Below are 15,564 nucleotides of genomic sequence, written 5' to 3' on the forward strand. Positions count from 1 at the left end.
GTAGTTGCTTGTTCACTACTCCCCACACTCCCTCATCTCGCGTGATGGGCTCCACTGTACCACCGCAATAACACCTTTGCTAATCTTTGGGGATCATGGCGCACACAACCTGTGTCATCTTCGTACATGACATTAGCTAAAACAATTCTTCGTCCTAATTTGGTGACATCTTCGCGATCTAAAAAGACAGGATGGGAGTGTTGTTGTGCGTAACGTATCAGGGCGCGTTCTGAAGGAGATTTTTTGTGTACCAGCACAGCATTAAATAAACGTCTATCACCGCAAGCAGCATCAATTGCCCGAATATGGTCAGCAACACTAAATCCTTGGGTTTCTCCTGGTTGAGTCATGATATTGCAGACATAAATACAAGGTGCAACTGACGCGGCGATCGCATCAGCAATTTCTGGTACTAAGAGATTAGGAATAACGCTAGTATACAGACTACCAGGCCCCATAATTATATAGTTAGCTTCCTTAATCGCCTTAATTGCCGCAGGCAAAGCAGGCGGATTCACAGGCAGACAGCCAATCTTAACAATATTACCTCCTGCTTCGGTAATTTTAGACTCCCCTTCTATGCGACGACCATCAGCCAATTCCGCCCACAAGCGCACATCACTAAGAGTTGCTGGTAAAACTTGTCCTCGGATGGCGAGTACTTTAGAACTAGCAGCAACTGCCCGTTCCAAATCGCCAGTAATTTCGCTCATCGCGGTTAAGAACAAATTACCAAAGCTGTGACCAGTTAAACCATCGCCGACTTGAAAACGATATTGAAACAGTTCTGTGAGTAATTTTTCTTCGTCCGCTAGGGCTGCCAAACAATTGCGAATGTCCCCAGGTGGTAAAACACCAAATTCTCGACGCAAGCGCCCAGAAGATCCGCCATCATCAGCGACAGTAACAATAGCAGTAATATTAGCGCTGTAATGTTTGAGTCCTCTTAGTAAAGTAGAAAGTCCCGTACCGCCTCCAATCACAACTATTTTCGGCCCTCGGTACAGTCGGCGATAGGCTAACAGCACATCCACTAATTCTTCGTCACTATCAGGTCGTAGGACTTCAGTAATTGAACCAACTGTGCGGGTTTGTCCCCAAAGTAGCAACAACAACCCACCTAGCAAAACAAGAGGCCCACTAATATAGTTGGGTATGATCTCAGTAATTGCTCCCAGAAAACCCCTCACTAATTCCAGCGCCCAGAAAATCGGCGTTAGCTTAATCCAAATTGCCAACCCCAGAGATGCTAGTAACACACCCCCAATGCTAATCAACAACCAACGTTTCACCGATAGTCCTGGTGATAACCATTTGAACCACTGATTAACTCGGTGGGGAGTGCGGCGGCGCGACTGCTTTTGCAAAGCGTTAAGGGCTTGTCTGAAAAAACCAATTGACATACCTAAAAAGAAGCGTTGATAAAAACTAATGATTAACAGAAAATTTACACTACCTGGTTTATACCTCAAATGTCGGATTATTACATTTGTGATTACACGAAAGGGTGTAAGGATTGAAAGAAGGGTAAAGTTTAAAGGACTTAGTATTTTCCTTTTCCCCCTTACCCTACACTTCTATACCCCTAATAGATTAAAAGCACCCTGTCAAAGTTGCCGATTTACCCGATAAAACAATATTTTGGTTGAGTTAATTTGAAATTAATGGAAAAGCGAATTTTAGGATTAGATCCAGGTTTAGCAACTTTAGGATTTGGAACAATTATCTGCAATTCAAGCCAAGCTCAGCAGCGAGATACCACAGTAGATATGCTAGATTTTGGTGTGATTACCACAGCAGCCGACGCGGAAATGGGCCAGAGGCTACGTACATTGTACGAAGATTTACACACTTTGATCGAAGATTTACAACCAGACTTGGTAGCAATTGAAAAACTATTTTTCTATCGTATGGGAAATACTATCTTAGTTGCTCAAGCCCGGGGTGTCATCATGCTAGTTTTGGCACAACACAATCTTCCGTATTTAGAGTTTACCCCTGCTCAAATTAAACAAGCATTAACAGGGTACGGCAATGCAGAAAAATACGAAGTTCAACAAGCCGTAGCGCGAGAGTTAAATTTAGATTATGTTCCTCGTCCAGATGATGCCGCAGATGCTTTAGCAGTAGCTTTGACAGCCTTGTTTCAGTATTGATGATAGTGGATTGCTCTCAAAAGCGATCGCTGTTAACTAAAAATGTAAATATCGCTTTTTGGATAAAAGATAATTTTTAGAGAATTGCTGCTAAAAATCAACAAATAATATTTTATTCTTAGGACTTACGCAAAATCTCTCTGAAAACCTCTTTCTTCGTGTTCTTTGTGTCCTACTCTACGGGTAGACAGAAGTGGCTTCTGTTCCCTGAAAGGGTTCCCAAAGGGTAAGTAGCCTATGAGCGTGTCTATGTGGTTCGTTTTTCCGTTACTACTACGTAAGTCCTAATTCTCGCACTGAGAGAATAGTGAGTATTTGATCTGTAATTTCTCTTATTAAGAATAGCCCAAGGAAGACAATTAACGGGTCTAAAGTTCATTTGTAGCAAAATATTTGGCGTTGCTGAATAAAGGTATGTTTTAGGCAGGTAAGGGAACAGAACGATATTTGAGGTAGTGCAATAACAATCGAACAGAGTATCTCAGCATTTCCTCGGTTTTGGAATAACATAAAGTTTTACGATGAAGACGAGCCAAATAATGTCTAAGCCTTGTGTTTTCATTTTCGACTCGTGTCATGTAGGTCTTACTCACAATTTGGTCACCATCAGGAACAAAACAAGGGTAAACAGGGTATCCATCTGTGACGTAAAAATAACTCTGCCAACACTGGACAATGTTCCATAACTGTTGGAAAGTAGTCGAACTACGATCACCTAAAACCCAAGCAAGAATACCTTGAGTAAAGTGATTTACCGCCGTCCACAACCAGATTTTATTTTTTTTGAACCAATAAATGTTTCTAATTCATCTAGTTCTCCCACCTGCGGAATTTCCTTTGAATTTGGTGTATCCGCCAATTGTGTACCCACTCGTTTAACCCAATGAATAATGGTAGTATGATGAACGTTTTTCACCCTTTCAATTCCACGAAATCCCATACCATTGACGTACATTTTTAGGCATTCTTGTTTGATTTCATCCGAGTAGCCCCTGGGTGGTTTATAGACATCAATGAATTGACGACCACAATCACAGCAAATGTGATTCTGTTTACCTCTTTTCTTTCCATTCTTACGGTTATGACAAGATCCACAGCGTGGACATTCCATGATTAATTGACCTCAATTCATACCGCTATTATGCAACGCCAAATATTTAAATATATTGCAAGTATTCAATAGTGGAAAAATTAAATCTCAAGCCAGACTATATCTCAAATAAGCAGTTAGTATACGTCAGATTTTTCTAAATTCTTTGCACGGTTTAATTTTTTGGAATAATCTACTTAACTGGCTTAACTGTCATTGAAACCAACTGTATAAATTGACAAATTTAACGATAGTTAAGACTCAAGATACAAGCTAAAAATCGTAAAAAATTTCTCAGTGCTTAACTTATTTGCAGTTTGTTGATTAAGCAGGGAGCTAATGATGGTGTCACTTTTTACGCGGTGTCTTGCAGAATTTATCGGCACTTTTGTGCTAGTTCTTGGTGGGTGTGGCAGTGCAGTTTTTGCAGCAGCATTTCCTAATATCACAACAAATGAATTAGGAATTGGCTTTGTAGGTGTTGCTTTAGCATTTGGTCTAACAGTGCTGATTATGGCCTATGCCGTTGGTCACATCTCAGGTTGCCACCTTAACCCAGCTGTATCATTTGGACTTTGGTCAGGAAAGCGTTTTCCTGCCTCTGAGTTACTTCCATATATCATTGCTCAAGTATTGGGAGCAACAGTAGCCGCAGGCTTAATTTATTTTATTGCTACTGGTAAACCAGGATTTACACTTTCTGGTTCCAATCCACTAGCAACCAATGGTTTTGGAGTGCATTCTCCTGGGGGTTATTCATTGATTGCCTGTTTCATAACAGAGATTGTACTTACCTTTGTTTTTTTAATTGTCATCTTAGGTGCAACTGATGGTCGCGCTCCTAAAGGTTTTGCACCGATTGCCATTGGTATGGCACTGACACTAATTCATTTGATTAGCATTCCCATAACTAATACATCGGTGAATCCTGCTCGTAGTACTGGTCCTGCACTTTTTGCTGGTGTAGAAATGTTTAGGCAAGTATGGATGTTTTGGGTAGCTCCTATTTTAGGCGCAATCTTGGCAGGCTTGTTTTATTCAAGCGCTTTAGGTGAATCAGGAGTGCAAGTTGTAGGTGAGGCAGAATCTGGCTCTTCACGAGATATAAGTAAGGGGGGTTATTCGCGGCGATAGTTCGTGAAGTGGAGTCAGAAGGATAAACAGTAAATTGCGTACACCAGAATATATGAAAACTCTTTGTGTCTTGGTGTCTTTGTGGTTCAAAAATTTTTACCAATAAGACACAAAGCCACCAAGTATTTTCAAGACAGCGTAAATGGCATTAAACGTATAAAGGTATGAGGGTGCATTTGCTATGAATAAATCTGTTGATGAGAAATATCTGGAATACCTTGACCAAGTATTTGATCTTTTACACAATGGTCGGTGGAATGAACAGAATATGCAAGAACAAATTTCTCTTTTACTAGAAGCTGGATATTTAAGATATTTTCAATGGAACGACATGAGGGATTTAATATCAAATCTCGAAGATGTTACTGGATTAAAGTGCGAAGTTTGAATATAGTATTCAGAATCTGATTTGTGAGAATCGCAAAGCCCAAATCCCCGGCTTCTCCAAAAAGTCGGGGATCTTGTCTCTCACGGATGATTTACCTAGATAGCGATCGCTCTAGCACTGCGTCCTTAGGCTGCTGACGCATGATTTCGGCTCCTGGTTTCGTCAGGGTATAAACCAGTTCTCCAACCCATTGAGGTTCAATAATGGCAACGATGGCAGAACTACCAGGAGCCATAGAGTTCCCAAATTCTCTAAGTTCTCGATCATCAAACCCTAAATTGATCACTGTTCCGCTAAAAGCACCAGGTGCGGTATCTAACACTATGCCTGCAATTGGGCCACCTGCAACAATGCCGATAATGGCCCCTAAAATGCCACAAATACCCGCACCGCTTTTGATTCCTACTGTTTGGGCTGTTTGTTTCAGAGACAGCTTACCGTTTTGATTCTTAGTAATGACTGCTGCATTCCAAAGACCGAAAATCTTTTCTTTTTTGAGTAGCTTTAGCTCCTCAAGTACTTCGGCAGCCTCTTTTTGGTCTCTAAAACAAGCAATGATTAGGTTAATAGGATTTTCCATGGAATCTGTCCTACTGTATGACTCTGTTTTCAAAGTGTTCATTGGCTAGTGCAATTGCTTTAAAGAGATATTCATACCGATACTTTCCATACCCCAAGGGTGCTGTCGTTGTCGAAGGTGGTAATGCAACTGTCTAGGTGATTGTTGCCTGCTTGTTTGATGATGTAATCTAGCGGGAACAAAAATGATTGTCACCACAATTACTTTGCTTGCATGGATAAATTGCATGTGCGATTTATCATACTTTGCTTTTATAGATAAAACCTTTAACAGGGGTCTAGCAACTGTTTGTTGATAAGGCATGGTACTTCAAGATTTTTGATGACACCAAAAGCGTAAAATTGAAGCTTGGTTATAGTTATTTAGTCAAACAAATTGTTAATAAATAAGACTAGCAACATTAAAAATCCTAGCTAACAAGTTTAAAATTATAATTTCTATACAGATTTAAATATGATAATTGGAGGAACTAATTAGCTAGAAAAGCCAAATTGTCAAAGAAATTCACTACTGAATCAGGACACTTATAAGATATACTATTTTGGATTAAGGTAAATCTAAAATTATAAATCTCAAATCCAAAATATGTTGAAATTATCTCTGGTTAGATGTAAATACATCTTTGAAAAGTGGTGTTTGTTGGAAATTTAAAAATTTTCATTTCATAGAACTCCTTTATTAATATATATTTTGATGAATTTCAGTTTATTGTCTGTGTCATTTTAACTCATAAAGATAAGTACTTAATAAGAACTTTATAAGAAATAAATAATAAAATTAAATCAAAAAATCAAGAATATAAAATTATATAAAATTCAATTGTAAATCAGAAATTTATAAATTTAATATCTATTTCTGGTACATTTTCTGTACTATAATATAGTGAAGTTTGAATGTTTGATTACGAAAGCTCTACTGGATAAAACTTTAATTTCACACATCTATGGCAATCATTTTTGAATCTGGTATTATTAATTGATAGGAGTAGAAATTCCACTGACTTTCTGAGAAAAACTTCCTCCTTATCTTTGCCTTGTGGAGAAATCAAATGAGATTTCTATAGATATATGGTTATGCTGAAAGTTAATTTATAGAGAAAATCTTATGCTTCATGCTCTGAGTTGACAAGTAATTCCGAACACCTTGCCACTCAGTGGGCAACCGAAGCCGACTTATACAAGACGGCATAGCCTTAGGGAAGTAGTGAGGATGAACCATATGCCAGAAATTGTCATTTTTTCGTGTTGAAAATTCGTGTGAAAATGACAAAAAAAACATCTGATACACCTCATGATTTTGCTACTAGATGCTGCTATATCCTTTACTCATAACTATTTGCAGCGCTAACCCAGAATTAACCCCGGTCGTACCGGGGTTAACTTTTACCCAATTTCATGGGTGAGATTCACTGTTTCGGAATCGCCATCATGTGACTATAGTGACATAGGAAACGTTCAACCCAGCCCCAGTTCCACTGGGGTTTTCCTTATGAAAGCATCAATCCTAGCGTCAATTTGTCATAACGTCAATCTGTCATCTTGTCTAATAAATTCTACTTCACAGTAATTTCAGGTTCAGAGTTTGCTAAGCAATAGCATTTTGCTTCTAGATAAATTATTGCTTGTTATTAAAATATTTACTAGTGAATATCTTCATTTTAAGATTTGACTTAAGTTTTTTATTATCAGTATTCCACCACACTAATTTTGATAGGTTTGTAGTGTAGCTGCTCTTACGAGCTTCTACTTTCAGAAGCCACTTTGTGTCTACCCGTAGGGTGAGTTTTAGCCTCATTTAAGCACGCATATTGCTGAGTGGTAACTCCCTTAGCCTTTAAAATATTTGTGGCAGAATATGAGAATATTTATAGCAAATATGATCGCAAAATCATACAGCAAATATTATGTATGATACTTGATGTTTTAGCCGATGCTTTGCAGATGTTGTATCGCCTAGCGTGGATGAGGAGAAGTGAGAGAATTTGTATTAAGAATTTTGTGAAATTGGTATAATATCAAGTTCGCATGATTACTTACAATTCCCTTTTACCTCACCCCGCCTTCGGCACCCCTGTTCTTAGCAAGGAGAGGGGCTGTTCTTGTGAGGTTTTTTATTCTAAGTGATTAACCAAACTTGATATAATATTATGTTCATTGGAACACTTATATCATCCGCCTAAATTGCTAATTGGTAATGAGAAAACCAATCACATAAACTCAATGACTAAGCTTTATATCTTAAGCAGTTAGCCAGACTTGATATTATATATGAGAAAAATTTAGCTTTAAAAAGTAAGTAGAAAATAATAAATTTATAAAACAAAGCTAAAAATAATTCTTGAAATCTTTTATATCAAGTTCGCATAATTACTTATAATTCTCGTTTAACCTCAGCCCGCCTCCGGCACCCCTCTCTGCGAGTTCACCAGAGGGGCTGTTCTTGTGAGGTTTTATAACAAGTGATTAACAGAACTTGATATTAGACTAAATTGGGAGAGTTATTATTGTTTGAGATTTCTAATATAGCCTTTTAGCAAAAACTTCCAATTCAAAATCTAAAATCCAAAATTGTTATTAGCTTAGTTATGATTCCCAATTAAGTATGTCAGTAATTTGTTTGGGCAGTTTAATTGGGTTGAAAGGCTTGGCGATCGCTCCAACAATTCTCATATGTTTAAGCTGTTGATCTGAAAACCAGCTGGCTTTTGCGGTGATCAAAACAATTGGAATAGGTTGGATGAGTGGATGATTTCTAAATTCTTGCATAACCCCAAGACCATCTGTTGCTAGCATCGGCATATCCAGAAGAATCACATCAGGTCTTTTGAGCAATAATGCTTCTTTAAGCATTAAAACTTCCAGCCCTTGACTGAGAGAGGAAACTGACAGCACATTCCAGCCACCAAGACGACTTAAACAAACTTGCAAAATCGTTCGGACAGAAGCTTCGTGATCGATGAGCAAAATCAGCTTACCAGACATGACTAAATTTACTTTGGGTCGTTCAACAGCGCCCCCAAAGAGGGATTTTGAAGATGGACTAAACTCTGTCACTGGGTTTTTCTAGAATTGAATCACTCTACACAGAAGAATAAAGCCAAAAACTAAGATATTTGTAAGCAATTTCTAAAACGAGTTGATAATCATTATTCCTTGAAGAAGGCATAAAGCACCTGGCGTGGCAGAAGGGATAAGAATTTTCATGGCAAGATTAGTGTACCAACGTTCATGAATGGCTGAGATCAAGTTCGGTTAATCACTTAGAATAAAAAACCTCACAAGAACAGCCCCTTCACCCCTAATCCCCACTCCCTTAGGGGAGTGGGGCCCCCGAGTTCCCCAGAGGGGACCCCCCCATCCCCTCTCCTTAGCAAGAACAGGGGTGCCGAAGGCGGGGTGAGGTAAAAGGGAATTGTAAGTAATCATGCGAACTTGATATGAGTTGAAAGTAACCTCACCCCCAATCCCCTCTGGTGAACCCGCAAAGAGGGATGTTCTCTCTTGACGGGGTGAGGTTTTTCATGCTTAATGGTGAAATTTTTTCATCGCGACTGCCCTCCGCCTTCTGCTTTGCCTGAAGGGCAGATAATTATCTGTTTTTCCTTTCTCAACCTACCAGCCCAAAATTGTATTCACCTGATTCCAAACTGTCATGGGGTCAAACGGTTTGGTAATCACACCAGCAACTCCCATCTTGGCAAAGCGTTGGCGATCGCTCGGCAATACTTTAGCTGTAAGCAGTATAACTGGAATGGATCGTGTCGCTACATCCGAACGAAGGCGATCATATACCTGAAATCCATCCATATCTGGCATCGACACATCTAAGAGAATAGCGTCTAGGGGTTTTTCAGTTTTTGCTTTGAGTAATCCTTCCTCACCTGACTCAGCTAGAAAAGCTTGCCAGCCTGCAAATTTTTCCAGGGAGACTTGAACTACTCTACGAATGTCTTTTTCGTCGTCTACAACTAATATACGTTTGATCATGCCTCTCCCCTCCTGAGTGGCAATGTGAAATAAAACGTACTTCCTTCTCCCAGCACACTCTCCACCCAGATATGTCCACCATGTTGTTCAACAATGCTCTTGCAGATGGACAATCCTAACCCGGTTCCCCCTTTTTGACGAGAATCAGAAGCATCAACTTGCTGAAAGCGTCCAAAAATGCTTTCGAGCTTTTCTGGAGGAATACCACGTCCTTGATCTTTAATAGCAAAGAGGATATAGGAATTAGGCAAGTGGGGAGATGGGGTGGTGGGGTCTGTGTGGTGGGGTGAAACCTTTCTCCCCATCTCCCTATCCCCCCATTTCCTTATCTCCTGATTTAATACTTCGGTACTTAACCAAACTGTACCACCCACAGGTGAGAACTTGATAGCGTTACTTAACAAATTGATCAATGTTTGCACGATCGCATGTGGGGCTGCCCAAATTTGCATGTTTGTAATCATGAGGGAAATTTGCACCCCGGCTTCCTTAGCGATCGCCTGCACTGTTTCAATTGCTTGCTGTACCAGATCAGCTATTTCGCATGTTTCTATCACAAGTTGGGTTTTGCCAGACTCTAGTCGTTCGAGATCGAGAATGTCGTTCACTAAACGCACAAGGCGATCGCTGTTATTAAAAGCTATTTGCAGCATTTCTTTCGCTTGTTCGGGTTCATAATCGAAGACACCCGTTTCTAAAATTCCCAGAGAACCGCGAATGGCAGTTAATGGCGTGCGGAGTTCGTGACTCACAATCGAAATAAATTCATTTTTCATGCGATCAACTTTATAGCGATCGCTAATATCTTCAATTTGAGCAATAAAATAAAGCGGTTGTCTATGTTGATCTTTGACAAGCGACACATTTAAGAGAATATAGATCACATCTCCTCGCTTATGCAAATATCGTTTCTCCGCCTGATAGACACGAATCTCATTTGCCAACATGCGTTGCATGGCTTCTAAACTAGCCTCAAGATCATCAGCATGGGTGACATCCATAAAAGTGAGAGCGAGCATTTCTGCTTCGCTGTATCCGGCAATGTCACATAGGGAACGATTAACCTTGAGAAATTGTCCCTGCGGTGAAACTAATGCCATACCGATAGGCGCAGCATCAAACGCCTTACGGAATCGCTCTTCGCTCTCGCGCAGGGCTTCTTCGGTTTGCTTGCGATCAGTGATATCCAACGATGTACCGATCAGTTTTATTACCTGTCCTTGGGCATTCACTAGTGGTTCTGCACGAGAATCCAGGTAACGAATTGAACCATCCGGCAGCACAATTCGTAGATCAAAGGCGTAGGGAATTCCCTGGGTAATTGCCCGTTCAACATGTTGTTGTAGCACCTGTCGATCCTCAGGATGAACCCTTTCAAGCAGTTCAGCAAAGCTTGGTTCACCTTGAGTTGGTTCTATTCCCCAGTGATGGAACGTTGTTTGTGACCAATTAATCTTCTGGCTTTGGAGATCAAATTCCCAACTACCGATTTGAGCAACTTTTTGAGCCATTGCCAAATGTGCTTCACTTCGGCGCAATGCATCTTCAGTCTGTTTGATATCGGTGATGTCTGTGCCGACGCCATCCCAAACTGTCCGACTATCCCGCAAACGCCGGGGTGTTGAGCGCACGTCTAACCAGATAATGTTTCCTCGTAAGGTGCGAAACCGCATCTGCATCTCAAAAATGCACAGCGTTTTTAGAGATTTCTGGGCTAACTTTTGTCGGACAACTTTGTCTTCTTCATAAATTAAGCTTCTGAGAACATTCGCATCCTGGATAATTGCTTCTGGCTTCAGCCCGATCAGGTCTTCAATTCCAGCACTAATGTAGGAGAAGTAAACTCCTTGGTCTGGAACATGAACAAGTTGGAAAATGAACCCTTTAGGCAAATTGTCCCCGATCGCCCGTAGTATTGCTTGGCGTTCCTGCAACACTAATTGCATCTGTTTGCGTTCAGCTAGTTCAATTTGTAACTGCTGATATAGATCTGCTTGATGAATGGCGATCGCTAGCTGGTCACTGATTTGCTGCAAAAACTCTGCCTCAGATGCTTTCCAATGGAGGTAGTGGGAGCAGGCGTGAACTATGAGTAATCCCCAAACCTTGGTCGAAGAATCTTCCAAGTTTTGAACAATGGGTGCAACCACTTTTGATTTCACCCCAATTTGCTGCATGAACTCAATCAGACACGCCGCCCACTCATCCTTGGCCACATCTGGTAAAATGCGAGGATTCCCTTGGCGATAGTACTCATAACACTCATCAGGGAAACATTCATCGACCCAACGCATTTTATATGTCATGGGATACTCTGGAACCACGGCTTCCTCGATTATCTGTCCCGAACCATCTTGATTTAAGCGGGAGATCAATACGCGGTCGGCTTGAAGAGTTTGCTGTACCTCGACTACTGTAGTTTTCAAAATTTGTTCCAGATCGAGTGATTGACGGATGTGCTGAGTAATGGTACGAATCAAGCGTTCCTGTTCTGCTTGTAATTGCAAGGACTGCTCCAGTTTTTTCCGTCTTGTAATGTTGAAGCAACTGCCAATCAAACGATAAATTCGCCCATCCTCGCTTTGCAGTGGACTCAGGTTAGTAATCCACCAGCTTTCTTTGCCTTTAATTACTAGACGCTCTTCATTAGTGATTCGTTTTCTTGCTATGACGCAGGCACGATAACGAGCAGTCACAGCCTCTGCATCTTCTGGTGACAACACTTGTGCTGGGGTTTTGCCAGCAACTTCTGCTGATAGAAGTCCAGATATGCGCTCGTGGGCAGGGTTAATGCCAACATAGCGAAAGCTGCCATCTTCTAGCACATCAACGATAAAAATCGCAGCTGCAATGCCTTCATAGATACTGCGTAAAAACTGCTCACTTTCTCGTAATGCTTCCTCTGCACGTTTACGATTAGTAATATTTCGCCCAATGCTTAGAACTGTTGCAACGGAACCATCCTCAGCCAACTCCGGAACCAGACGACAAAGCCAATAATTTATTCCTTCAAGGCAGGGAAACTCAGCTTCATAGACCTGCTCCTGTCCGGTTTCAAAGACATGCTCTAAGGCCGCGTGCCAAGGGTTGACAACAGTTTCAGGAAAACCCATTTCTAACTCGGTCTTACCAATCCACTGGGTTGGCGGAATGCCTGTTTCGCTCTCGACACGAGGATTGATATAGCGGAAGCGATATTCTCGATCAACTCGAGAAATCACATCCGGGGCATTTTCCACTAATGCCCGAAATTCATGCTCCCGTAGGCGCAGAGCTTCTTCCGCACGTTTACGCTCAGTGATATCTTCTGTTAATCCGATGTAGCGTAAGAGGTTTCCTGCTTGATCAAAAATTGGAAACACTTCGGCAAACATCCAGCGAATTGTGCCATCCGATGTTATAATCCGATATTCTCGCTGGGCATGTTTGCCTTGATACTGTTGCTCGAGAGATTGCAATACAAATCCACGATCATCTGGATGTACCACTTCTAGCCAGGATCTGGGATTTTGATAAAGGCTCTCACAACTTAGTCCGTAAATCTTTTCGTACCCAGGACTAATATAGAGAAACTGTTGAGAATCAGCAGACCAGACAAATAAAAGTTGGTTGATATTTTCTGCAATCTCACGAAATCGCTCTTCACTTTCTCGCAGGGCTGTTTCAGCTTGTTTACGCTCAGTAATATCTCGAATCAGCCAACGTAGGGCAATGAGTTTTCGGGCATCACGCACAGGAGCAACTGTAATTTCAACCGGAAAAGGCTCACCATTTTTGGGTTGCAGGCTTAGTTCCCAGGTTTGTTTGTCTGGCAGCGATGATAAATTACTTAATTGCGTACGAAATACCTGACGAGCAGATTCTGGAATAAAACTAACTAAGAGTTTGCCAGCTAAAAATCCCAATTCTACAGAAAGTAGCGTTGCGATCGCATGGTTTGCTTCTAAAATTTCCCCTTTAGCATCTGTAACTAGGTATCCATCCGGAGCAAAGTTAAACAAATCTTCATAGCGCTGTTGCTCGATCAGCAAACGGCAATTCTGCTCTTGCCGTTCTTCCTCAAGCACTTGTAAATCCTCAAGAGTGTGTTGCAACTCTTGATTTACTGCTTCTTGATTTGTGCTGTATTCTTCTAATTGCTTGTAAGCTTTCTGTAATGCTTCCTCTGCCTGCTTACGAGCAGTGATATCAACTCCAACCATAGTCACAACCCAGCAACCCCTTGTTTGCTCCCAACGAGAGGTTAAGGTTTCTGCAATCCATCGGAGAGAGCCATTTTTGTGATGAAAGCGATACTCTACTGTAATCGTTTGTCCTTGGGGGATCGCTGCCAACGCTTGTTCATTAATAGCTGCCACATCTTCGGCAGGAACCCGTGATGACCAAACTGTCCCAGTTAATTCTTGGGGAGTATAACCAAAAACTTTTTCACAACCTATGGAACGATAGTCATCTTCCCAAGTATGATCAGGGTAAAGGCGGAAACTGGCAATTGAGGCTTCTGCGGAGTTGAGAATGTCATTGAGTTTCGCTTGTGATGCTTTCAACGCCTCTTCCAGTCGCTTGCGATCACTAATATCTTTGCCAATTCCGACTGTCCAACCATTACTAAGTCGAATATTTGCCCAGGTTGTATCTACGTAGCGGTCGTCTCGACACCTGGTTTTAAAGTCCTGCCATTTTCCGGTTGCAGCTTGAATATGTTCCTCAACCTTTTGACGTTGTTCCAAATCGGGATAGCATTTTGCTAACCAGTCACTCTCTCGAAGTTCGCTTAAAGACCAACCCAGAACACACTCATATTCCCGGTTAATGAATACAGTTTGACCTGCTTGATCACGAATTTTCAACATCACAGGCATGTGGTCAAACAGGGTTTGCAAAATTTCGTGTTGCTGTTGTAGTGTTTCTGTGCGTTCGGCAATTTGAGCTTCTAGAGTCTGGTGATAGTTGGCTAAGAGTTTCTGTGCTTGTTTGCGTTCGGTAATGTCACTAAAAGCTGCGATCGCATAAATAACTGTGCCTGTCTCATCAAAGATGGGAGTTGTCAAAACTTCCAAAGGTACAGTTTTATCGGCTTGACGTAACTCCATATCATCGACCTGAACCGATTCACCCGCTAAAGCGCGCACGATGGGCAGTTGGTCGATGGGGTAAAGCTGGTTGGTTTGGGCTTGATAAGCTTGAAAAAATTGTGATATCTGCTCGGATTTAAGTTCTAATTGAGCGTTGATACCCAGTAACTGCCGTGCCTTCTGATTGCTATAAATGAATTCACCATTGGTATTGTGTGCTGTCACTCCAATCGGTATTGCCTCGAGAATCTGAGTTAACTGACGCTCTCTGGCGCGTAATTGTTGTTCACTTTCGCGCAACTGGGTGTACAATTTGGCATTGTGAAGCGAAATTGCTGCCTGTGCAGATAGTAGTTTTAATGCTTGAAATCGTTCTTTTGTAAATACTCCATTAGTAACATTATTTTCTAGGTATACTATCCCGAGCAATTTTTCTTGATGAAGCAGTGGCAGACACAAAATTGATTTAGTTTGATGTTGATCAATATAAGTATCATTAATAAAATTGCCCTCACGGGTAGCATCATCCACAACTACACTTTCTAAAGTCTGGATCACATAATTAATTACCGATACAGGTAGGCGATCAATGATCGGCAAAGATTGCAACACAATGATTTGCTCGTTTGTGGCAATATCTCTTGTGCCAGAAGCTGCGATCGCCCATTTTTCTGTGCTTGTTGATGCTGTTTGGCAAGGCAAAATTAAATAACCCGTTTGTGCTTCAGCATTCTCAATCAAAATTTTCATTAAGACACTGAGCGATCGCTCGAGTTCAATTTCACTCGCAATTGCCTGATTTGCTCTGATAACAGCTTCTAAATCCGTTGAAGTGCGGCTGTTAGCTAGTGATAGTTCAGATAGTAGCTGGGGATATTGTGTTTCTAACTGTTTTATTTTTGCTGTTGCATCTAAGCGTCTGTAAGCATAGTATGCCTCTGTTATGTAATTGTGAGCAAACCTCAACCTACCGCGCTCCAGATAAAACTTAGCAGCTAATTCATACGCTAAAGCTTCTGCTTGCAGAGATCCATTTACTTTTGCTGTGTCAATCGCTTGCTCATAATATTCTTCTGCTTCAGTGACTTGACCCAGAACTTGCGCTTTCTCTGCCTCAGCCAGTAAGTGTGATGGGGATTTGGTCATGTTCTCCTA

General features: G+C 41.2%; 9 protein-coding genes. 3 read left to right on the top strand and 6 right to left on the bottom strand.

The window, feature by feature from the left end:
* Window positions 1–32: 32 nt before the first annotated feature.
* Window positions 33–1,403, bottom strand: coding sequence for a YvcK family protein (locus RS893_RS18420; protein WP_315786610.1), 1,371 nt, complete (start codon window positions 1,401–1,403; stop codon window positions 33–35).
* Window positions 1,404–1,664: 261 nt separating this feature from the next.
* Here RS893_RS18420 and ruvC point away from each other — a divergent pair, with 261 nt between their 5' ends.
* The gene (gene ruvC, locus RS893_RS18425; RefSeq protein WP_315786612.1) at window positions 1,665–2,156 is read left to right on the top strand and encodes a crossover junction endodeoxyribonuclease RuvC; all 492 of its coding nucleotides are present in this window, start codon (window positions 1,665–1,667) and stop codon (window positions 2,154–2,156) included.
* 419 nt (window positions 2,157–2,575) lie between these two features.
* Here the strand turns inward: ruvC and RS893_RS18430 are convergent.
* Window positions 2,576–3,267 (bottom strand): IS1 family transposase gene (locus tag RS893_RS18430; RefSeq protein WP_315784082.1). Its coding sequence is split into 2 segments (ribosomal slippage): window positions 2,576–2,943 and window positions 2,943–3,267, totalling 693 coding nucleotides; the frame shifts between segments, so codons are not numbered across the junction.
* Between the two features lie 321 nt (window positions 3,268–3,588).
* Between RS893_RS18430 and aqpZ the strand changes: the two genes are divergently transcribed.
* Window positions 3,589–4,380: an aquaporin Z gene (gene aqpZ, locus RS893_RS18435; RefSeq protein WP_315792019.1), complete on the top strand. Its 792-nt coding sequence runs from the start codon at window positions 3,589–3,591 to the stop codon at window positions 4,378–4,380.
* A gap of 181 nt (window positions 4,381–4,561) precedes the next feature.
* Window positions 4,562–4,768 carry a hypothetical protein gene (locus RS893_RS18440; protein WP_315786614.1) on the top strand — a complete coding sequence of 69 codons (207 nt, stop codon included), beginning with the start codon at window positions 4,562–4,564 and terminating at the stop codon, window positions 4,766–4,768.
* 91 nt (window positions 4,769–4,859) lie between these two features.
* On the opposite strand, the gene RS893_RS18445 is transcribed toward RS893_RS18440, so the two are convergent.
* The 4 genes from RS893_RS18445 to RS893_RS18460 form a co-directional block, all read right to left on the bottom strand.
* Window positions 4,860–5,348 (bottom strand): DUF1269 domain-containing protein, encoded by a 489-nt coding sequence (locus RS893_RS18445; protein WP_315786617.1) that lies wholly within the window; start codon window positions 5,346–5,348, stop codon window positions 4,860–4,862.
* 2,582 nt (window positions 5,349–7,930) lie between these two features.
* A complete protein-coding gene (locus tag RS893_RS18450; protein WP_315792020.1) occupies window positions 7,931–8,329 on the bottom strand; it encodes a response regulator in 399 nt (132 codons plus the stop codon).
* A 630-nt stretch (window positions 8,330–8,959) separates the two neighbouring features.
* Window positions 8,960–9,334, bottom strand: coding sequence for a response regulator (locus RS893_RS18455; RefSeq protein WP_315786620.1), 375 nt, complete (start codon window positions 9,332–9,334; stop codon window positions 8,960–8,962).
* Window positions 9,331–15,555, bottom strand: a complete 6,225-nt coding sequence (locus tag RS893_RS18460) for a PAS domain S-box protein (protein WP_315786622.1) — start codon at window positions 15,553–15,555, stop codon at window positions 9,331–9,333. Before RS893_RS18460 ends, RS893_RS18455 begins: the two co-directional genes overlap by 4 nt.
* Window positions 15,556–15,564: the final 9 nt, after the last annotated feature.

Source organism: Fischerella sp. JS2 (assembly GCF_032393985.1).
GTDB lineage: Bacteria > Cyanobacteriota > Cyanobacteriia > Cyanobacteriales > Nostocaceae > Fischerella.